Raw genomic sequence first — 20204 nt, forward strand, 5'->3', positions numbered from 1 at the left:
CTGACTAGCATTAAATATCACCTGAGAATAAGTCGCACACCTGAAGTGACTCACAAAGGCAAAGCCTTGTTACAAGCCGCCTGTTTTCCCGATCACGGGCCATGTTTAGGCTTTGCACATGTGACACCGGGCCCCTCTGACGGCTGCCAGCCGCCATGTCGGAGTCACTGTTGACCAGTCAACTACGACAGTAAGGAGGGGCTCATGGCAGCTCTATATGCTTTTCTCACCGCCGATTTCCTCGGCACCGCCACTTGGCTGTGGCTGGCTTTCCTCGGTATCGTCCTTGCCCTGCTGATCTTCGATCTCGGTGTGCTGCATCGTGACCAGCACGAAATCGAGATGCGCGAGAGCCTGCTGCTGTACGGTGGCTACTTCAGCGTGGGTGTGCTTTTCGGTGTCTGGGTCTGGTTCGAACTCGGCGCGCAAAGTGCCCTGGAGTTCTACACCGGCTTCCTGGTCGAACAGTCGCTGTCGATGGACAACGTGTTCGTCATGGCGATGATCTTCGGCTTCTTCGCCATCCCCCGCCGTTATCAGCACCGTGTGCTGTTCTGGGGGATCATCGGCGTGGTGGTGCTGCGCGCCATCATGATCGGCCTGGGCAGCGCCCTGGTGAAGGAGTTCGACTGGATCCTCTACGTCTTCGGTGCCTTCCTGCTGCTCACCGGCGTGAAGATGCTCTTTGCCCGCCAGGAGACTCACCCGGACCTGGCCAATAACCCCGTGCTGAAGTTCATCCGCCGCCATATCCGGGTCACCGATGACCTGCACGGCGCGCACTTCTTCGTGCGCCAGAAGCCTGCCGGGCAGAACAAGGCGCTGCTCTATGCCACCCCGCTGTTCCTGGCACTGGTGTTGATCGAACTGGCCGACCTGGTGTTCGCGGTGGACAGCGTCCCGGCCATTTTCGCCATCACCCAGGACCCATTCATCGTCTACACCTCGAACATCTTCGCCATCCTCGGCCTGCGTGCCCTGTATTTCGCCCTGGCGGCATTGATGCACCGATTCGTGTATTTGAAGTACGCCCTGGCCTTGGTACTGATCTTCATCGGCGGCAAGATTTTCCTGCACGGTTTCATTGGCAAGATTCCCCCGCTGCTATCGCTTGGCGTAACCTTCGGCCTCCTGGCGGGCGGTGTGTTGTTGTCCCTGTTCAAGACACGGGACCACCAGCCCGAGGCGACGAGAGAGTGAGGAACGATGAAAGAGGTGCGGATTGACGCCATCGAGAAGAATGGCCAGGTATTCTGGCAAGTGCGTCTGGGGCAGCGCGGCCTGACCTTTCGGGAAGAACTGGCCGCGCGCGCCTTTGCCGCGCAACTGCACTTGCGAATGGGGTGGTTGCGCAACCAGTTGGCAGAGCCTCCGATGTGAGCTGGATGACGGGCCGTTTGCAGGATGGTTGAGCAACGGGCCGCGAACGATGGATGTCGCTGCGTGTTCAATCCATCCTACGGTCTGGATGAGCCGCCGAATCCAACGTAGGGGCGGATTCATTCGCCAAGCTGGCCAAAGGGCCTGGGCGATATCGAGCGTCCCCGCCCTGCCCCTTCCCCCATGGCAGACAGTTAAAAAACAAGGCCCGCATCAGCAGGCCTTGTTCCCTTCGTCGCGGTCGATCAGTGACCGCTGGTACGCAGCATCTCCTTCGACACGTACTTGCCAACCTCGTACTTGCCGATTGCTGCGCGGTGCACTTCGTCCGGGCCATCGGCCAGGCGCAAGGTGCGTTGCATGGCATACATGTACGCGAGCGGGAAGTCGTTGGATACACCCGCACCACCGTGGATCTGGATGGCCCTGTCGATTACCCGCAAGGCGACGTTGGGGGCCACCACCTTGATCTGGGCGATCTCGCTCTTCGCCACCTTGTTGCCTGCGGTATCCATCATGTACGCCGCCTTCAGGGTCAGCAGGCGAGCCATGTCGATCTCCATCCGCGAGTCGGCGATCTTGTCGATGTTGCCCCCCAGCCGTGCCAACGGCTTGCCGAAGGCAGTGCGGCTCACGGCGCGTTTGCACATCAACTCCAGTGCACGCTCGGCCATGCCGATCGAGCGCATGCAGTGGTGGATACGGCCTGGGCCGAGGCGACCCTGGGCGATCTCGAAGCCACGACCTTCGCCAAGCAACACATTCTCGAAGGGCACACGCACGTTCTCGAACTCCACCTCGGCGTGGCCGTGGGGCGCGTCGTCATAACCGAACACCGGCAGCGGGCGCAGCACCTTCACCCCGGGGGTGTCGATCGGCACGAGAATCATCGAATGCTGCTGGTGGCGCGGCGCATCCGGGTTGGACAGGCCCATGAAGATGAGGATCTTGCAGCGCGGGTCACAGGCGCCCGAGGTCCACCACTTGCGGCCGTTGATGACCCACTCGTCGCCCTGGCGCACAGCGCGGGCTTCCATGTTGGTCGCGTCCGACGAGGCTACGCCCGGCTCGGTCATGGCGAAGGCCGAGCGGATCTCGCCGCGCAGTAGCGGTTCCAGCCATTGTTTCTTGTGAGCCTCGCTGCCGTAGCGCACCAGCACTTCCATGTTGCCGGTATCCGGCGCGGAGCAGTTGAATGGCTCCGGGCCCAGCAAGGAGCGGCCCATGATCTCGGCCAGCGGCGCGTATTCCATGTTGGTGAGACCCGCGCCGTATTCCGACTCCGGCAGGAAGAGGTTCCACAAACCTTCAGCCTTGGCCTTGGCCTTGAGCTCTTCCATGATCGCGGTGGGCTGCCAGCGGTCGCCCTCGGCGACTTGCTGTTCAAATACCGGCTCGGCCGGGTAGACATAGGCATCCATGAATGCGGTGACGCGTTCACGCAGTTCCTGGACCTTCGGGGAATAGGCGAAATCCATGCGAGCTTACCTTCTGAAAAATGATGTGGAACGACGGGTGAGGTCTGGAAATAATGCTAGAACAGGGCGTAAGATTTACCTAGCCTATTATCCGCATGTATGAACATTCATCACCGATATATGTCCCGTCGATAAGAACAAGGTAAGGAGTACGCTCGGCATGAATCTGAACAAGGTAGACCTCAATCTCTTCATCGTCTTCGACGCCATTTACACCGAGGCCAACCTGACCCGCGCCGGGCAGATCGTCGGCATCACCCAGCCCGCTGTCTCCAACGCCCTTGCCCGCCTGCGGGAAACCTTCAACGATCCACTCTTCGTCCGCACCGCCCAGGGCATGGTGCCCACGCCTATGGCCCAGAACATCATCGGCCCGGTGCGCAATGCGCTCCAATTGCTGCGTGTTTCAGTACAGGAAAGCCGCACCTTCAATCCGGCGCAGGCGAACAAGACCTACCGCATCAGCATGACCGACCTGACCGAAACGGTGATTCTCCCACCCCTGTTCCAGCGCCTGCGGCGCCTCGCACCGACCGTGCAGATCGAAAGTTTTCTGGCCAAACGTCGGGAAACCACCAAGGAACTGGCCGCCGGCCGCCTGGATTTCGCCGTCGATGCACCGCTCAACACCGACCCCCAGGTGCGCCACGTGAAGCTGATGGAAGACCGCTACGTCTGTGCGATGCGTCGTGGCCACCCGTTGGCCAAGGAGAAGATCACGCTGGATGAGTACCTGTCGCTGTCGCACATTCACATTTCCAGCCGGCGCAGTGGTCTGGGCTACATCGACCTGTCACTGGGCAAGATGGGCATCCAGCGTAAGGTGACCCTGCGCTCGCAGCACTACCTCATGGCCTCCACCGTGCTGCACGGCACTGATATGGCGATCACCGTGCCCGAGCGCTTCGCCCGACGCCATGACCTGCACTACGTGGACCTGCCGGTGCACGACGTGCCCTCCCTGGAAACCCACCTCTACTGGCACGAAAGCACCGACCAGGACCCGGCCAACCGCTGGATGCGCGAACAGATCATCGAGATTTGCCAGCAGGTGACGGCGCAGGAGCAGAAAACCGAGCGAGGCTGAAGCCCCTCGGGGCTGCTTTTCCTGTGGGTGCGAATTCATTCGCAAAGGGCTGCGCCAGCAGCCCCTAGGAACTTGATCTGGCAGCCCAGCGGGCTACTTTGCGAATCAATGCGCCCCCACAATGACTGCGCGGGCTTGCGCGTTACTGCTTCCCAAACACCGGTTTGCGTTTCTCGATGAAAGCGCCCATGCCTTCCTTCTGGTCCGGTGTGGCGAACACCGCTTGGAATAGCCGGCGTTCGAAGCGCAAACCCTCGCCGAGGGAGCCTTCGTCGACGCGGTTTACGCATTCCTTGAGCAGCAGCACCGCCGTGCGCGACTGGGCAGCGATCTGACGGGCGCTCTGCATCGCTGCATCAAGCAGCTCCGGCAGCGGTACCACCCGCGCCACTACACCACACCGCTCGGCTTCAGCGGCATCCATGCTGCGCCCGGTCAGGATCATCTCCATGGCCTTGGCGCGCCCGGCAAGCCGGGTCAGGCGCTGGGTGCCACCGGAACCGGGAATCACCCCCAGTTTCACCTCCGGCAAGCCGAAGCGCGCGTTGTCGGCAGCGATGATGAAGTCGCACATCAACGCCAGCTCGAAGCCACCGCCGAGAGCATGCCCGGCAACCGCGGCGATGATCGGCTTGCGTCGCTCGGCTACGCGGTCCCAGCGGCCGAGAAAGTCGTCGAGGTACGTGCCGGGGAAGCACAGCTCGGCCATTTCCTTAACATCGGCGCCCGCCGCAAAAGCCTTGGCCGATCCGGTGATGAGCACGCAGCCGATGTGGGCATCGCGCTCGAAAGCGTCGAGTACCTGGTTGAGTTCATCGATCAACGCGGTGTTGATGGCATTCAGCGCTTCGGGACGGTTCAGGGTGACCAGGCCGACGCCGTCGGCCTGGTCCACCAGCAGAGTTTCGTAAGGCATGGGGAACTCCTGGATGAAATTGGAGGCCGGACCTCTGGCCCGGTTGGCGAGTTTATTGGCGCTGTCGGCGTTAGCTGTTGCTAGCGATCAACCATGGAACTGAGAGCCCGTAGGAGCGAGCTTGCTCGCGAAAAAGGTCCGGTTCGCGAGCAAGGACTCGGCGTCTCCCTCGCTCCTACAAGGGATGCATCCAGTTGCAGCACATAACCGCCATAGAGCCAATTCATTCGCCAAGGGCTGCAGCGCAGCCCCCACAAGGTCAAAGGTTGCGTGCAATCACCAGGCGCTGCACATCGCTGGTGCCTTCATAGATCTGGCACACGCGCACGTCGCGGTAGATCCGCTCCACTGGGAAGTCCTTCAAGTAGCCGTAACCGCCCAGGGTCTGGATGGCTGCCGAGCACACTTTCTCGGCCATCTCCGAGGCGAACAACTTGGCCATGGATGCCTCCGTCAGGCACGGCATGCCGGCTTCGCGCAGGGCGGCCGCGTGATGGACCATCTGCCGTGCCACGGCAATCTGGGTGGCCATGTCGGCGAGGCGGAAGGCTACCGCCTGGTGCTCGATGATCGGCTTGCCGAAGGTCTGCCGCTCATGGGCATAGTCACGTGCCGCTTCGAACGCCGCACGGGCCATGCCCACCGACTGCGCGGCGATGCCGATGCGACCGCCCTCCAGGTTGGACAGTGCAATGCGATAGCCCTCACCTTCTGCACCCAGGCGCAGGGAGGCCGGGATGCGCACCTCGTCCAGCTGGATCTGACAGGTATCCGAAGCATGCTGGCCGAGCTTGTCCTCCACCCGAACCACCTGGTAACCGGGAGTATCGGTAGGCACGATGAAGGCGCTGATGCCCTTCTTGCCAGCCTGCGGATCGGTGACGGCGAAGACGATTACCATGCCGGCGTGGCTACCGGAAGTGATGAACTGCTTGCTGCCATTCAGGACGTAGAAATCACCATCTCGACGCGCGCGGGTGCGCAGGTCGCTGGCGTCCGAGCCGGCCTGGGGCTCGGTGAGGGCAAAAGCGCCGAGCATCGCGCCTTCGGCCAGCGGGCGCAGGAAGCGCCGCTTCTGCTCGTCGCTGCCGAACTTGAGGATGGGCATGCAACCCACCGAGTTGTGCACGCTCATGATGGTGGAGCAGGCACCGTCACCGGCGGCGATCTCTTCCAGCGCCATGGCGTAAGCCAGGTGACCGGTTGCAGCGCCGCCCCACTCTTCCGGAACCAGCATGCCGAGAAAGCCCAGTTGGGCCATTTCGCGCAGGGCCTCGGCGGGGAAACGGTGTTCACGGTCCCAATCAGCAGCGAAAGGTCTCAGTCGTTCCTGGGCGAATTGCCGGGCGACGTCGCGGATCTGGATATCCTCTTCAGACGGAATCATCACACCCTCCTTCAGCTCATGCGCTCGATGGCCACGGCCGTAGCCTCGCCACCGCCAATACAGACCGCGGCCATACCGCGTTTCAGGTCATGCTGCTGCAGCGCATTGAGCAGCGTCACCAGAATGCGTGCGCCCGAGGCGCCGATCGGATGGCCCAGTGCGCAGGCGCCACCGTAGACGTTGAGGCGATCGTGGGAGATGTCCAGATCGCGCATGGCCACCATGGGCACCACGGCGAAGGCTTCGTTGATCTCGAACAGATCGACGTCATCCAGCGACCAGCCGGTGCGTGCCAGCAGGCGCTGGATCGAGCCCACCGGAGCAGTCGTAAAGAGGTTCGGCGCCTGGGCGTAGGACGCATGCCCGGCGATGCGCGCCAGCGGAGTCAGACCGCGCCTTTCCGCTTCCGACAGGCGCATCAGCAGCAGCGAGGCGGCGCCATCGGAAATCGAACTGGCGTTGGCGGCTGTCACGGTGCCGCCGTCGCGGAAGGCCGGCTTCAGCGTCGGGATCTTTTCCAGGCGCGCCTTGGGCGGCTGCTCATCGCTGGCAATCGTGCGCACATCGCGCCCGACCTTCGCCTCCACGGCAACGATCTCGGCATTGAAGTGCCCGTCGGCCATGGCCTTTTGCGCACGGGTCAGCGAGGCGATGGCGAAGGCGTCCTGTTGCTCACGGGTAAAGCCGTAGGCCTGGGCGCAATCCTCGGCAAAGGTGCCCATCAGGCGGCCTTTGTCGTAGGCGTCCTCCAGTCCGTCAAGGAACATGTGGTCGATCACCTTGCCGTGCCCCATGCGATAGCCCGAGCGGGCGCGCTCCAGCAGGTAAGGCGCGTTGGACATGCTCTCCATGCCGCCCGCCAGCACCACGTCGGCGCTACCGGTATGGAGCAGGTCATGGGCGAGCATCACGGCCTTCATGCCGGAGCCGCACATCTTGTTCACCGTGGAGCAGACCACGCCTTGATCCAGCCCAGCCCCGAGCGCGGCCTGGCGAGCCGGCGCCTGGCCCTGGCCGGCTTGCAGCACGCACCCCATGATCACTTCGTCCACGGCATCAGCTGCCAGCTTGGCGCGCTCCAGCGCGGCACGGTTGGCCGCAGCGCCCAACTGGGCCGCCGTGACATCCTTGAAGTCACCGAGGAAGCCGCCCATGGGCGTACGCACGGCGCTGACGATTACGATCGGATCGGGTTTCATGTTCATTTCTCGGTTCCTCGTTTGGTAGCCCGGACGAAATCCGGGTCGCCCTTGCGCTGCGATCCCCGGAATGAAGTCCGGGCTACGTTCAACTGCAGCTCGTGCTTACTTGGCGGCCATGCGCAGCGCGCCATCCAGGCGGATGACCTCGCCGTTGAGCATGGCATTCTCGATGATGTGACGGGCCAGCGCCGCGTACTCGCCCGGGCGCCCCAGACGCGGCGGGAATGGCACATTGGCAGCCAGGGAGTCCTGAACCTCCTGCGGCATGCCAGCCATCATCGGCGTCTCGAAGATGCCGGGGGCAATGCACATCACGCGGATGCCCGAGCGCGCCAGGTCGCGGGCCACCGGCAGGGTCATCGCAGCGACGCCACCCTTGGATGCCGAATAGGCGGCCTGCCCCATCTGTCCATCGAACGCAGCGACTGAAGCGGTGTTGATGATCACCCCGCGCTCACCGCCTTCGTTCGGCTGGCCCTGGGCCATGGCCTCGGCAGCCAGGCGCAGCATGTTGAAACTGCCGATCAGGTTGACTTCGATCACCCGGCGGAAGCTTTCCAGGCCATGGGCGCCATTGCGACCGAGCACTTTCTCGGCCGGCGCGATACCAGCACAGTTCACCAGCCCGTGGAGGCCGCCGAAGGCTTCCAGTGCTGCGGCCACAGCATTACGGGCGTCGTCTTCACGGGTGATGTCGGCCTTGACGAAACGGGCGTTGGTGCCCAGTTCCTCGGCACGGGCGGCGCCGGCTTCGTCGTTGATGTCCACCATCACCACCTTGCCGCCCTGCCCAATCAACTCGCGGGCCGTGGCCAAGCCAAGTCCGGAGCTGCCGCCGGTCACCAGGAATACGGAATTTTCGATACGCACGTTGTTCTCTCCTCGAATCAGTGAGCGGCGGCCGCCTGGGCCTTCGCGACTTCCTGGTTACGCAGCAGGAATCGCTGGATCTTGCCGCTCGGGGTCTTGGGTAGTTCCGCGACGAATTCGATTTCACGCGGATATGAATGGGCGGACAGGCGCTTGCGCACGTATTGCTGCAGTTCGTCGGCCAGGGCAGCGTCGCCGGTATATCCGGCATGCAGCACGACGAAGGCCTTGACCAGTTCGGTGCGCTCCGGGTCGGGCTTGCCGATCACTGCGGCCTCGATCACCGCAGGATGCTCGATCAGTGCGCTCTCCACATCGAAGGGGCCGACGCGGTAACCGGAGGTGGTGATCACATCATCGGAACGGCCAACGAAACTGATGCTGCCGTCTTCGTTCAACTCAACGGTATCGCCGCTCAGGTAGTAGTCGCCGACAAAGGATTTGGTAGGCATGCCCAGGTAGCCAGGGAACCAGAACAGCGGTGAGCGCGGGCGGTCCAGTGCGAGGATGCCGGGCTGGCCTGGTGGCAGTTCGTGGTTCTGCTCATCGAGTACCACCACACGGTGGCCGGGCATCGCGAAGCCGGCGGCACCCAGGCGCACCGGATGAGCCAATGCGTGGTGATTGCACAGCACCATGCCCAGCTCGGTCTGCCCGTAATGATCATGGATGGTGCAGCCCAGGCCGTCGGCGAACCAGCGGATCACTTCCGGCGTCAGTGGCTCGCCGGCACTGCTGACAACACGCAGGCAGCCCTTGATCTGGCGTTCCACTTCATCACGTGCGGCCAGGAGCAGACGGTAAGCAGTGGGCGAGCCGGCCAGGTTGGTGATGCCGTACTGGCGGATGATGCGGCAGGTGCTTTCCACCGTGAATCCGCCTTCGTAGAAGGTCGTGGCATGCCCCAGGGCCAGCGGGCCGGTGACGGCATAGTACAAGCCATAAGCCCAGCCCGGATCGGCCAGGTTCCAGAAATTGTCGTCGGGGCGCAGGTCCACAGCATCACGCATGTAGGTGACGAAGGCGACGATCGCCTTGAGCGGCACAGTGAGCGGTTTGGCCAGGCCCGTGGTGCCAGAGGTGAACATCATCAGGAAGGGGTCTTCGGCCGTGCGAAGCACCGGCTCGAACTCGGCCGACTGCTGCTCCAGAACATGCCAGAAGCCCGCTTCGCCGTCCCCTACGGTCAACACCGGCGGCGCACCTTCCACTTCATCGAGCTTGGGCCGGTTGGTCTGGTCGGTAACCACCAGTTTGGCGCCGGAACCCTGGACCCGGTGCTCGATGGCCTTGGGCCCGAAAGCGGTGAACAATGGCTGGTAGATCGCGCCCAAACGCCAGGTGCCAAGGATGGTGATCAGCAGCTCCGGGGTACGCGGCAACAGGCCCGCCACGCAATCGCCAGGGCGGACTCCCTGAGCGTGGAGGAGGTTGGCAAAACGGGCAGACGCCTCCTTGAGCTGGGCGAAGGTCCAGGTCGCCTGCTGGCCCTCGCGGCCTTCCCAGTAGAGGGCAACGCGCCCCGATTCGGCATGGCGGTCACAGCATTCGACGCAGGCATTCAAAGCGTCGAGGGAACCGGCCAGTGTGCTGGCGGCGGCGCTTGCGTAATCGAACTCGCGGGCAGCGGTAAGGTAATCGCGCATGGGGTGGCTCCCGGTTTGTTTTTGTTGGAGTACCGGGATGTTCGCGCTGCTTCGAGGTGGCGGCAATGTCGAAAGACGTCGAACTGGCTGAGCGGTTTTGACAAGTTGCTCTCGCGGACCGCCCTCTCCCCAACCCTCTCCCAGAGCGAGAGGGGGCTATCCGCGCAGGTTGTATTGGGCAGAGCAACGCGAAGCCCAACGGGCGCCGGATGGCTCCTGAATGACCGCTGGTTGGTGATCACGCCGAGTCGGGATGAATCAACGAGCGGTACTGGCCCGGCGTGGAGCCCGTCCACTTCTTGAACGCCTTGTAGAAGGCACTCGTATCGGCAAAGCCCAGTTCGAAGGCCAGGTCGCTGAAGTTGACCTCGCCCGCGTCAAGGCGAGCGATAGCCAAGTCGCGCCGGACCTGGTCCTTGAGTCCCTGGTAGGACTGTCCTTCCAGCGAAAGCTTGCGCCGCAGCGTAGAGGGCGCCATGTAGAAATGGCTCGACAGCGCCTCCACATCGGGCCAGCGTTCCGGCTTCACGCTACGCAGGTAGGCCTTGATGCGCGCAGCCAGGCTTTGCGGGTCGCGGTAGCGCACTAGGATATTGGCCGGGGCGCCGGCGAGGAAGCGTTTGAGGTCGCGCTCGCTGCGTCGCACCGGAATCTCCAGGCAGTCGGCATTGAACAGCAGCCGGCTCTGCAGGCGGGAAAAGCGCAGGTTCGTGCTGAACATGACCCGGTAATCCTCGATGTAACCGGGCGCCTCGCAGCGTAGGTCAACACCCAGGATGGGAATCCGCCTGCCGGCCAGCCAACACAATAGACCGTGAACCATCAGCCAGAAGGTGAAGTAGGCGAAGGCCCGGCCCTGATTGCCGGATGGTTCGTCCAGGGCAATTTCCGCCAGCCCGCCCCGATGCACCAGGTGCGGATGCAGGTCGTCGAAGACCAGATCAAAGAACTCCAGGATGCGTTTCAACGCCTCGCCAACGGTGGGTTCTTTCAGAGCGACGCGAGTCATGTAGGCAAAGCTGCCGGATTTCATCCGACGCGCGTTCATGCCGAAGAACTCATCGTCCATCGCGTGGGCGATCAACCGCCAAAGCTGCGCATAGAGCTGGGAAGACACTCGCGCATAGGGTTTGCCCAACAACTCGGCGCCAATGCCGGCTTGGTCGAGCAGCCCTGATGCGTCCAAGCCCCGCAGGCGCAGTACCAGCAGGGCTTCGTTGACCAGGTGCACGGAGATGGTGCCTTTCTCGGCAGAAGAGCCTGTCATGGTCTCCCTTGGGGATATAGGTTTCCGATCGGGGGCACATTCTAGATGCTTTGCCTGTGGGGGCGAATTCATTCGCGATGCAGGACGCAGTCCTGCACTTCCGACTCCCATGGGGCAGCTCCGCTGCCCTCAGCGACTGAAGTCACCCCACAAGGGCGAGCGCGCCCCCTGCCCGGTCGCCTCTACCGAATGGCCATCACCTTGTCCTGCGGCGGCATCAGTTCCTCGATGCTGATCTCGCGCATGCGGAACTTCTGGATCTTGCCGGTCACCGTCATCGGGAACGCTTCCACGAAGCGGAAATAGCGCGGCACCTTGAAGTGCGCGATGCGCTCCTTGGCCCAGGCACGCAGCTCGTCTTCTGAGGCGCTGTGGCCGGGGTGGAACTTGACCCATGCGACTATTTCTTCACCGTACTTGCTATCCGGAATGCCGATGACCTGCACATCGGCCACCGCTGGATGAGTGAAGAAGAACTCCTCCAGTTCACGCGGATACACGTTCTCTCCACCGCGAATGATCATGTCCTTGCTGCGACCGACGATGCAGACGTAGCCATTCTCGTCCATCGAAGCGAGGTCGCCGGTATGCATCCAGCGGCCCGGATCAATGGAATCCATGGTCGCCTGCGGGTTGTTCCAGTAGCCCAGCATCACACTGTAGCCACGGGTGCAGAGTTCGCCGATCTGGCCGCGCGGCACGATCTTTCCATCGGCGTCGACGATCTTGCTTTCCAGGTGCGGCTGGGTGCGGCCGACGGTGGTCACGCGCAACTCCAGCTCGTCTTCCGGGCCGGTCTGCAACGACACCGGACTGGTCTCGGTCATGCCGTAGGCGATCTGCACCTCGCTCATGTGCATCTCGCTGATCACCCGGCGCATCACCTCGATCGGGCAGGTGGCTCCGGCCATGATTCCGGTGCGCAGGCTCGACAGGTCGAACTCGGCGCGTTGCGGATGATCCAGCTCAGCGATGAACATGGTGGGAACGCCGTACAGAGCAGTGGCCTTTTCTTCCGCCACCGCACGCAGGGTGGTCAGCGAGTCAAAGGCATCGCCCGGATAGATCATGGTCGAGCCGTGGGTCACGCAGCCCAGGTTGCCCATCACCATGCCGAAACAGTGGTAGAGCGGCACTGGGATCACCAGGCGATCCTGCTCGGTAAGGCCCAGGCTCTCACCGACCATGTAGCCGTTGTTGAGGATGTTGTAGTGGCTGAGGGTGGCGCCCTTGGGGAAGCCCGTGGTGCCGGAGGTGTACTGAATGTTGATCGGGTCGTCAAACTGCAGGCTGGCCTGGCGTTCGACCAAGGCATCCCTACTCACCTCCCCGGCCCGCTGCTGCATCTCGGGCCAGGCAAGAAAACCTTTCGGCGGCGTGGCGCTCAGGCTGACTACGCCGCGCAGTTCCGGCAGGCGCTCGCAGGCCAGTTCACCCGGCTTCGCCTCGGCCAGTTCAGGCACCAGGCCCAGCAACATGGCGTGGTAATCGGAAGTCTTGAAGGCATCCGCGCAGATCACCCAGCGGCAGCCGGACTGCTTCAGCGCGTACTCCAGTTCGTTGCTGCGATAAGCCGGGTTGATGTTGACGAGGATGGCACCGATCTTGGCACTGGCGAACTGGGTGATGCACCACTCGGCGCAATTCGGTGCCCAGATACCCAGACGATCGCCGCTTTTCAGGCCCAGGGCCAGCAGCGCGCGGGCGTGGCGCTCAACCGCCTCGGCCAGTTCGGACCAGGTCAAGCGCTGACCCTGGTGGCGCACCACCAGCGCTTCGCGCTCGGGGAACTTGGCTACCGTGGCGTCGAACGCCGCGCCTATGGTCATGGCGAGCAGGGCTTTGTCCTGCCGCCCCCGGGTGTAGCTCTGGTGATTCATGGCTTTCCCTTCTTGTCGTTGTACTGGGATCGACTCAGAACAGCTGGCTCCCGCCTTTTGCAGGAGCCCAGGTACGTATTCGGTTTTATTTACCTTTACGTAAACGTAAAGGTAAATAAAGCCTGTTTTCCTGTCTAGTGACCCATTGGTCGGATGCGGGTTCAGGCGTCGGGCGGCCGATGGTCAGTTCCTCAGGCAGGGGCCCGCCGAATTCCCTGAGCCCCTTTACCTGTGGGCGCATTCATTCGCTGAGCAGGTCGCCGTCCTGCCATCAGACCCGATGGGGGCAGCTGCGCTGCCCTCAGCGACTGAAGCCGCCCCCACAAGAGGGCCCACAAGGCCCCTTCCCTAGCGAATGAACACCTGCGTCGTGGTGATCGACATATCACCACCCGGCAGTTTGATGTTCTTCACCTTCTCCAGGCTGTCCGGATCGAACACCGCGATGTCGTTGAAGGTGCCCGCCAGGTAGAGCTTGCTACCTTGGGTGTTGAAGGCGATGCAGTAGTACGAATGGTCCAGGTTGGCGGCTTTCAGCAGCTTTTGCTCCTTGATGTCGTACTTGGCCAGACGGTTAAGCACACCGAACATCTGGTTCGGGTCCTTCGGCGAGCGCAGGCCAGTGAAGTACAACTCGGTCAGGGGCGCGAAGTCCTGGACGGTGGTCTTGCCAGTCTTCAGGTCGATGCTGACGTAGCCATAGATGAAGTCGGCGGTGGCCAGGTCCTGCTTGTCGTCCTTGAACTTGGCCGTGGTGTAGAGCATGGAGAACTCGTGGTAAGTGGTCTGGTGCGGCCAGAAGTACAGCACGTCCGGGGCGCTGTAGTTCGGGCGCTGCCAGTTGCGGCCAGGCACCGCTACTTCATACTTACCGGTCTTCACATCCATTTTGTAGATGTCGGGCCCTGCGACGTAGAGGGTGCCATCATCTGCGGCGCGCATGAGGTAGATCTGCCGCGGCATCGGGAAACTGCGTACCGGCTTGGCATCCAGGCCGCCGTCGGTCTTGTAGACCTCCAGGCGCGGCTGCTTGACCACATAGTGGTCGCTCATCAACTGCGTCGGATTGACGGTGGTGTAGAGCTCCTTGCCGTCCGGACTCAGGGCGAAGGAGAACATGGAGCGCACCTTCTCCCCCGGGTTCTGCGACAGCTTGGCGTGGAACACTGTCTTGCAGTTGTCCAGATCGACACCGTACAGGTCGCCGAAGTGGTTATTCAGGAGAAACGCCGTCTTGCGGTCCGGCGCCATCATGGCGGTGCCGGGGCCGAAGGCGTCCGGCAGGCGGCAGGTCTTGTAGACGCTATCGTTGGCCAGGTCGACCACATGCAGGTTGTTCGGGTAATTGGTGGCGATCATGTATTCGTGACCGGCCTTGAGGGCCGGGCCGGAATCGGTGGAGGCCCAGGTTTGAGCCCCCAGTACGAGGCCGGCGAAGGCGGTCGCCAGGCTCGCGATGGTTTTGAGTTTCATAGCGGTTTCCCTCTTGTTCTTGTCGCCGGTCATTTGTCTTTCGGGAATACGGTGCCGAGGTTGCGCCAATCCTCTTGCGAGTTCGTCGCCTGGGCGTTCCAGTCTTGGTAGGTGCTCATCATGTCGGGCACCTGGGCCGGCCACCAGCACGGGTCGGAGCAACCGTACAGGTCGGCCTCCATCGGCTGGCACAGCGAGGCGACGCCGCCAAATGCGTCGACCTCCCAGCCTGGGTCGGTGGTGGCAGTGCAGCCCGCCACGGCACTCATGGCTATGACTTCTTCGATGCGATCTTCGGCTGCGGCTTTATCGAGCATTTGCGCTTTGTTGTTGAGCGGCTTCAGATGTTTCATGTCAGTGCGCCTTCCGCGGAGTGATGTAGCGGCTGATGAAGGCCGGGTTGACGGCCATGATCCGGCTGTAGACCTCGATGCCGAAGTCCACCCAGTCACGCATCAGTTCGCAGTAGTGATAAGTCGGGTGAGTCGGGTCGCCGTAGCGGGCGTAGCTCTCGTGGTAGCAGCCACCAGAGCACAGGTTGCGGATACGGCAGGTGTCGCAGCCGGTACCCGAGCGATCCAGGCGCTGGGAGAGGAAGTCGTTCAGCTCCGCTTGCTTCACGCCGCTGTGCACGTTGCCGAAGGTCGGCAGGCTGGAGCCGGTGAAGCGGTGGCAGAGGTTCAGCTCGCCCTTGTGGTCCACCGCCAGCATCTTCAGCCCGGCGCCGCACGGTAGGGCCTTCTTGTGGCCTTCGTGGATGTCGGTGATCAGCTGGTGCAGGTTGGAGAAGCCGATGTTGCGGTGCTCCAGAGCCGCTTCCAGGTAACGCCGGCCGAGCTTCTTCATGTTGGCAAAGACTTCGATCAGCTCCTCGCTGGACAGGTTGAAGCTGCTGATGTCGCCGGAGGTCACCGGGGCGAAACCGACTTCGGCAAAACCCAGTTCGTTGAACAGGTGATCCCAGATGGTTTCCACGTCGGTGACGCCGGTGGTCAGGGTGACCCGCGCCCCCACAGGGCGACTGTTGTAGCGTGACAGCAGCATCTCGGCCTTGCGCCGCACCACGTCATAGGTGCCTTGCCCGCCCACGGTGATGCGGTTGCGATCATGTACCGTTTTCGGCCCGTCGATGCTCACCGAGAGTCCGAAGCGGTGAGCGTTGAGGTAGTCGATGATCTCTTCGGTGAGCAGCGTGGCGTTGGTGGTCATGATGAACTCCACCTGTTTGCCCGCTTCCGCGAAACGCCGCTCGCAATAATCGACCATGTGCTCGATCAGCGGGCGATTGGACAGCGGCTCGCCACCGAAGAAAACCACGCTGTAGCGTTCTTCGTGAGGCGACTCCTTGAGCAGCATCTCCACCGAGGCTTCGGCGGTTTCCGCGCCCATCTTCTTGCCGGCGGAAGGCTTGTCCAGGTCTTCCTTGTAGCAGTATGTGCAGCTCAGGTTGCAGCCGGTGTTGACGTTTAGCACCACGGTGTTGAGCGCCGTGCGGTCAACCTTGCTGATGCCGATTTCCGGCGTCAGCGGCGAGCCATCGCTGACCACTTCCAGCGCGATCAGCTCGCGCAGGGTTTCATTCACTTCCCGCCCGGCGAACCGCCCAGCCAGGCGTTGCACCAGATCTTCGGACGAGCAGCCCTGCTGGCGCAGCGCATCGATGATGCCGCCGGTGATTTCGTCGGTGGCGAACAGCGAGCTGCTCGGAATGTGGAAAAGCATGCGGTCGGCATCGACCCGCACTTCGTGCAGGTTGCGTTCGACCAGATTCAAGATTGCGCCCATGGCGACCTCCCGGAATTTTACCCAATCGTCGTTGCGAATCCGGGCGGGGTATGCCCGCCCGTGCCTTGGCCGTTTACGGCAGCGGCGGGTTGTTCCAGCGCTGTACGGTGACGATCAGGTGACCTTCGCCTTTCTGACCACCCTCTTCCAGCTGCGCGATCACCTTCAGGTTGCCCGCGTTATTGGTCATCATCTTGCGTTCCGGGTTGGGGCCCGCGCCGCCCGGCACGAACACGCCATCAGCCTGCATCTTGCCGGCGAACTTCACGTCCTCGTCTTCCTTGGCGCGCTCGTCGAAGGGCTCGACCGACCACTTCGCCGGCAGGTAGCCGATCCGGTAGGCCTTGCCGGCAGCATCCTTGCCCCAGGCCTCGGCCTCGAAACGGCCTTGCACCTTGGGCGTCGAGCCGCCGTTCTCGCCTATGCGGGCGATGGAGAACTCGGGCACCACCTTGACCTCGGAGATGCTGTCGTAGACAGCAAGATCAACGCCTTTGAGCTGCCCCAGCGCCACGGCGCGGGTACCAGCGGCGGCATTGGCGGCGGCCTTGACCCGGACGCGCACACGCTCCGGTGTCTGCTCCAGCACCTTGACCACCTCGACCCCTGGCCCGAAATCCGGCTTGCCGGCAAGGCCGCTGCCTACCAGGGTCAGTTCAGCTTCGCTGCCGGCCTTGATATAAGCCGGCTGGACGGCCAGCAGCTTGGCGTTGTCTTCCTTCGCGGCAACGAAGTCCAGGCCGCGCTCGTCGTGCTCGGCCTCGAACATTCGGCCGCGCATCTCGCCATTCAGGGCACTGAAGACCTGGCGCAGGTTCGTGTCGCCGATCTTCACGTTGCCGCGCCATTCGAAGCCGTTGTAAAGAATTGCCGAACCGCTGCCCTCGAACGGTGTGCCATCAGCGTACTGACCCTTGACGATGACGCTGAAGGTGTCGCCCTTATCGGCCTTAACCGTCATCACACCCCGCACATCACCCTTGGCCAGCATGTGACCACTGAAGCTCCACTGGCCCGGCAGCTCAGCGGCCGTGGGACGAGACTTCTGCCAGTCGGCCCAGGCCTTGCTCTCCATCGGGAAACGCTTGGCCAGGTCCGGTACGGTTTCCTTGAGGGCGATTTCCAGCCAGTCGCGATCGCGCGACTGCGCCTGGTATTCGAGGGACGGCCACTGGCCAAGGTGGAAGTTGACCAGGTGCTCCCATTCCTTCGCCGGGCGACGCTGCAGGGCAACGCGGGCGCCGGAGTGGCAACGGCCGCACATCTGGCTCAGGTGATCGTCGAATTTCTCGACGGTGTTCAGGCGACGCTCCATGGCGTAGCGCACGCCTTCGGTTTCGCTCGGTGCCAAACCTTGCTTGTCAGCCAGATACTTGACCAGGGTGCGGCGGTCATCGTCGCTGATCTGCAGGCCATGCATCACCTGCATGCGCGCGATACTCATCAACCAGCCCTCGGGAGTCTTGCGCTGGTGGCTGATGCGGCTCAGGGATTCGTTGCCCTCGGGGATGTGACATCCCACGCACTTGGATTTGAGGATGGCTTCGCCCTCCTCTGCTGCATGTGCCTGGGCAAACAGCAGGGAAGCCATGGCTAGTGCCAAGGTACCTGCGCGATGCCGGAGTCGAGTCGTGTTCAAGGTCAGACCTCCACGGTGTTGTTCTTATGGTGCGCACCCCGGTGAGCAAAAGGTGCATCTGTCACGGCAAATACACAATGTGTGCCATGACCTGAAAATCCCTTCAATAACAGATAATTAGGTAAAAATTGCGGGGCTCTGGGGAATGCTGGCAAAGGGCCCCGGCGTCTAATTTCGCGACAGGGTGTTCCACCCTGAGACAGTAGCCCATGCGGCACCGTACAGCCTGCCCGTAGCAGTGCTCCAGTGCTGTCTCACCGTGTCTCAAACTGCAACAGCCGGATCATCCACACCAACCCACCTACAACAAATAAACCTTTATTTATCAGCACGTTAATCGATTAAATCCAGCTTGGCATGGGCGTTGCGAAAGCCCTGGGCAACTTCAATAAACAGAGGCTCGAACCCCATGCTTGCTGACCTGCCTATCCTCCCGCAAACCCAGGCCTTCCTCGCCCGAAAACATAGAATGCTGATCGGCGAGCAGTGGCTGGATGCCGCCAGCGGCAACACCATGAGCTTCCGCAATCCGGCTACTGGCGAAGTGCTGGGCGACGTTCCGTCGGCGGCCAAGGAGGATGTCGATCGCGCCGTGCAGTCTGCCCGCCTGGCCTTCGATGACTCCCCTTGGAGCCGTATGCGTCCGCGCGAACGCCAGAACCTGCTGTGGCGCCTGGCCGACCTGATGGAGCGTGATGCCCAGGAACTGGCCGAACTGGAATGCCTGAACAACGGCAAGAGCGCCGCTGTGGCGCGTGTGATGGATGTGCAACTGGCCATCGACTTCCTGCGCTACATGGCCGGTTGGGCCACCAAGATCGAAGGCGCAACGGTCGACGTCTCAATGCCGCTGATGCCGGACGATCAGTTCCACGGTTTCATCCGTCGTGAAGCCGTGGGCGTGGTCGGCGCCATCGTCGCCTGGAACTTCCCCCTTCTGCTGGCCTGCTGGAAGCTCGGCCCGGCACTCGCCACTGGCTGTACCGTGGTGCTCAAGCCAGCGGACGAGACTCCGCTGACCGCCCTCAAACTGGCTGATCTGGTTCTGGAAGCCGGCTATCCGGCGGGCGTGTTCAACGTCATTACCGGCACTGGCCTGAACGCAGGCGTGGCCCTGACCCAGCACCCGGGCGTGGACAAGCTGACCTTCACCGGCTCCACCGAAGTGGGCAAACAGATCGGAAAGGCGGCCATGGAGAACATGACGCGCGTGACCCTGGAGCTGGGCGGCAAGTCACCCACTATCGTCATGGCCGACGCTGACCTGCAGCAGGCTGCAGCCGGCGCCGCCACCGCCATCTTCTTCAACCAGGGCCAAGTATGCTGCGCCGGCTCGCGCCTCTACGTGCACCGCAAGCACTTCGACAATGTGATCGCGGACATCGCTGGTATCGCCAATGGCATGAAGCTGGGCAACGGCCTGGACCCAAGCGTGCAGATGGGCCCGCTGATCTCCGCCAAGCAGCAGGACCGCGTCACCGGCTACATCAATCTCGGTCGTGAACTCGGCGCTACTATCGCCTGCGGCGGCGAAGGCTTTGGCCCCGGCTATTTCGTCAAGCCCACGGTCATCGTCGACGTCGACCAGAAGCACCGCCTTGTGCAGGAAGAAATCTTTGGCCCAGTCCTGGTTGCCATGCCCTTCGACGATATCGACGAAGCTGTGCGTCTTGCCAACGACAACCCTTATGGCTTGGGTGCCAGTATCTGGTCCAACGACTTGTCGGCCGTGCACAAGATGATTCCGCGCATCAAGTCCGGTTCGGTCTGGGTCAACTGCCACAGCGCCCTCGACCCCGCCCTACCCTTCGGCGGTTACAAACTCTCGGGGGTTGGTCGTGAGATGGGGGCGGCGGCTATCGAGCATTACACCGAGTTGAAGTCAGTGCTGATCAAGCTCTGACGGCAACCCTCTCGCCCTGCCCTTCTCCACGCCGGCCGCCCCTGGCGCGGAGAGGGGTGACTCGCGCCGGAGACTTCTACGTTAACCGCTATACCCGACGCAGGAACTGGCTCAATCATCCTTCGCCGTTCGGAAAAAACTCCCGCAACGCCTTCACCGCCCCCCCGATGAACTGCGACGACCACGTCGATTTGACTCCCTCGGCTTTTTACTTGGCTCGTTCAGCGGATCGCTTGAATCCCTCCATTCCCGATTGATTCAAATCAATGTGTCAAGGCACGAATCGGAGCA

Annotated in this window: 16 protein-coding genes; 4 read left to right on the forward strand and 12 right to left on the reverse strand. The window is 62.4% G+C overall.

Annotated features, from left to right (window positions below; translation table 11 throughout):
- The first annotated feature begins 204 nt into the window (after positions 1 to 204).
- Together OXH74_RS21955 and OXH74_RS21960 are read left to right on the forward strand one after the other, a co-directional pair.
- Positions 205 to 1200, forward strand: coding sequence for a TerC family protein (locus OXH74_RS21955; RefSeq protein WP_375738850.1), 996 nt, complete (start codon positions 205 to 207; stop codon positions 1198 to 1200).
- Positions 1201 to 1206: 6 nt separating this feature from the next.
- Positions 1207 to 1380 (forward strand): hypothetical protein, encoded by a 174-nt coding sequence (locus OXH74_RS21960; protein ID WP_375738851.1) that lies wholly within the window; start codon positions 1207 to 1209, stop codon positions 1378 to 1380.
- A gap of 245 nt (positions 1381 to 1625) precedes the next feature.
- Here OXH74_RS21960 and OXH74_RS21965 read toward each other — a convergent pair whose 3' ends face one another.
- Complete coding sequence (locus OXH74_RS21965) at positions 1626 to 2858, reverse strand: acyl-CoA dehydrogenase (RefSeq protein WP_375738852.1); 1233 nt, start codon at positions 2856 to 2858, stop codon at positions 1626 to 1628.
- 160 nt (positions 2859 to 3018) lie between these two features.
- On the opposite strand from OXH74_RS21965, the gene OXH74_RS21970 reads away from it, so the two are divergent.
- The gene (locus OXH74_RS21970) at positions 3019 to 3945 is read left to right on the forward strand and encodes a LysR family transcriptional regulator (protein ID WP_375738853.1); all 927 of its coding nucleotides are present in this window, start codon (positions 3019 to 3021) and stop codon (positions 3943 to 3945) included.
- Positions 3946 to 4087: 142 nt separating this feature from the next.
- Here OXH74_RS21970 and OXH74_RS21975 read toward each other — a convergent pair whose 3' ends face one another.
- The 11 genes from OXH74_RS21975 to peaA all read right to left on the reverse strand — a co-directional run bounded on the left by OXH74_RS21975 (position 4088) and on the right by peaA (position 17962).
- Positions 4088 to 4861, reverse strand: a complete 774-nt coding sequence (locus OXH74_RS21975) for an enoyl-CoA hydratase-related protein (RefSeq protein WP_375738854.1) — start codon at positions 4859 to 4861, stop codon at positions 4088 to 4090.
- 259 nt (positions 4862 to 5120) lie between these two features.
- Positions 5121 to 6248 (reverse strand): acyl-CoA dehydrogenase family protein, encoded by a 1128-nt coding sequence (locus tag OXH74_RS21980; protein ID WP_375738855.1) that lies wholly within the window; start codon positions 6246 to 6248, stop codon positions 5121 to 5123.
- A gap of 11 nt (positions 6249 to 6259) precedes the next feature.
- Positions 6260 to 7447, reverse strand: coding sequence for an acetyl-CoA C-acyltransferase (locus OXH74_RS21985; protein ID WP_375741664.1), 1188 nt, complete (start codon positions 7445 to 7447; stop codon positions 6260 to 6262).
- 105 nt (positions 7448 to 7552) lie between these two features.
- Positions 7553 to 8320: a 3-hydroxyacyl-CoA dehydrogenase gene (locus OXH74_RS21990; protein WP_375738856.1), complete on the reverse strand. Its 768-nt coding sequence runs from the start codon at positions 8318 to 8320 to the stop codon at positions 7553 to 7555.
- A 17-nt stretch (positions 8321 to 8337) separates the two neighbouring features.
- On the reverse strand, positions 8338 to 9966 hold the full coding sequence (locus OXH74_RS21995) for an acyl-CoA synthetase (protein ID WP_375738857.1): 1629 nt from the start codon (positions 9964 to 9966) through the stop codon (positions 8338 to 8340).
- A gap of 238 nt (positions 9967 to 10204) precedes the next feature.
- On the reverse strand, positions 10205 to 11233 hold the full coding sequence (locus OXH74_RS22000) for an AraC family transcriptional regulator (protein WP_375738858.1): 1029 nt from the start codon (positions 11231 to 11233) through the stop codon (positions 10205 to 10207).
- Between the two features lie 182 nt (positions 11234 to 11415).
- Positions 11416 to 13113: an AMP-binding protein gene (locus OXH74_RS22005; RefSeq protein ID WP_375738859.1), complete on the reverse strand. Its 1698-nt coding sequence runs from the start codon at positions 13111 to 13113 to the stop codon at positions 11416 to 11418.
- Positions 13114 to 13461: 348 nt separating this feature from the next.
- On the reverse strand, positions 13462 to 14586 hold the full coding sequence (gene peaD / locus OXH74_RS22010) for a quinohemoprotein amine dehydrogenase subunit beta (protein WP_251702220.1): 1125 nt from the start codon (positions 14584 to 14586) through the stop codon (positions 13462 to 13464).
- A 29-nt stretch (positions 14587 to 14615) separates the two neighbouring features.
- A complete protein-coding gene (gene qhpC / locus OXH74_RS22015; protein ID WP_215380192.1) occupies positions 14616 to 14939 on the reverse strand; it encodes a quinohemoprotein amine dehydrogenase subunit gamma in 324 nt (107 codons plus the stop codon).
- Between the two features lies 1 nt (position 14940).
- On the reverse strand, positions 14941 to 16371 hold the full coding sequence (gene peaB / locus OXH74_RS22020; protein ID WP_375738860.1) for a quinohemoprotein amine dehydrogenase maturation protein: 1431 nt from the start codon (positions 16369 to 16371) through the stop codon (positions 14941 to 14943).
- Between the two features lie 73 nt (positions 16372 to 16444).
- Entirely contained in the window at positions 16445 to 17962 is a 1518-nt protein-coding gene (gene peaA / locus OXH74_RS22025; RefSeq protein WP_375738861.1) for a quinohemoprotein amine dehydrogenase subunit alpha, read from the reverse strand.
- Between the two features lie 457 nt (positions 17963 to 18419).
- Here peaA and OXH74_RS22030 point away from each other — a divergent pair, with 457 nt between their 5' ends.
- Positions 18420 to 19913: an aldehyde dehydrogenase family protein gene (locus OXH74_RS22030; RefSeq protein ID WP_375738862.1), complete on the forward strand. Its 1494-nt coding sequence runs from the start codon at positions 18420 to 18422 to the stop codon at positions 19911 to 19913.
- Positions 19914 to 20204: the final 291 nt, after the last annotated feature.

Origin of the sequence: Metapseudomonas boanensis (genome assembly GCF_042232855.1) — a bacterium.
Lineage (GTDB): Bacteria > Pseudomonadota > Gammaproteobacteria > Pseudomonadales > Pseudomonadaceae > Metapseudomonas > Metapseudomonas boanensis.

Excerpts from the sequence above, each read along its gene's own strand:
- peaD (WP_251702220.1), bottom strand. The coding sequence starts at position 14,586 with ATGAAACTCAAAACCATCGCGAGCCTGGCGACCGCCTTCGCCGGCCTC.
- OXH74_RS22030 (WP_375738862.1), top strand. The coding sequence starts at position 18,420 with ATGCTTGCTGACCTGCCTATCCTCCCGCAAACCCAGGCCTTCCTCGCC.
- OXH74_RS21970 (WP_375738853.1), top strand. The coding sequence starts at position 3,019 with ATGAATCTGAACAAGGTAGACCTCAATCTCTTCATCGTCTTCGACGCC.
- OXH74_RS21955 (WP_375738850.1), top strand. The coding sequence starts at position 205 with ATGGCAGCTCTATATGCTTTTCTCACCGCCGATTTCCTCGGCACCGCC.
- qhpC (WP_215380192.1), bottom strand. The coding sequence starts at position 14,939 with ATGAAACATCTGAAGCCGCTCAACAACAAAGCGCAAATGCTCGATAAA.
- OXH74_RS21960 (WP_375738851.1), top strand. The coding sequence starts at position 1,207 with ATGAAAGAGGTGCGGATTGACGCCATCGAGAAGAATGGCCAGGTATTC.
- OXH74_RS21985 (WP_375741664.1), bottom strand. The coding sequence starts at position 7,447 with ATGAAACCCGATCCGATCGTAATCGTCAGCGCCGTGCGTACGCCCATG.
- OXH74_RS21965 (WP_375738852.1), bottom strand. The coding sequence starts at position 2,858 with ATGGATTTCGCCTATTCCCCGAAGGTCCAGGAACTGCGTGAACGCGTC.
- OXH74_RS22005 (WP_375738859.1), bottom strand. The coding sequence starts at position 13,113 with ATGAATCACCAGAGCTACACCCGGGGGCGGCAGGACAAAGCCCTGCTC.
- OXH74_RS21995 (WP_375738857.1), bottom strand. The coding sequence starts at position 9,966 with ATGCGCGATTACCTTACCGCTGCCCGCGAGTTCGATTACGCAAGCGCC.
- OXH74_RS22000 (WP_375738858.1), bottom strand. The coding sequence starts at position 11,233 with ATGACAGGCTCTTCTGCCGAGAAAGGCACCATCTCCGTGCACCTGGTC.
- peaA (WP_375738861.1), bottom strand. The coding sequence starts at position 17,962 with ATGGCTTCCCTGCTGTTTGCCCAGGCACATGCAGCAGAGGAGGGCGAA.
- OXH74_RS21980 (WP_375738855.1), bottom strand. The coding sequence starts at position 6,248 with ATGATTCCGTCTGAAGAGGATATCCAGATCCGCGACGTCGCCCGGCAA.
- peaB (WP_375738860.1), bottom strand. The coding sequence starts at position 16,371 with ATGGGCGCAATCTTGAATCTGGTCGAACGCAACCTGCACGAAGTGCGG.
- OXH74_RS21975 (WP_375738854.1), bottom strand. The coding sequence starts at position 4,861 with ATGCCTTACGAAACTCTGCTGGTGGACCAGGCCGACGGCGTCGGCCTG.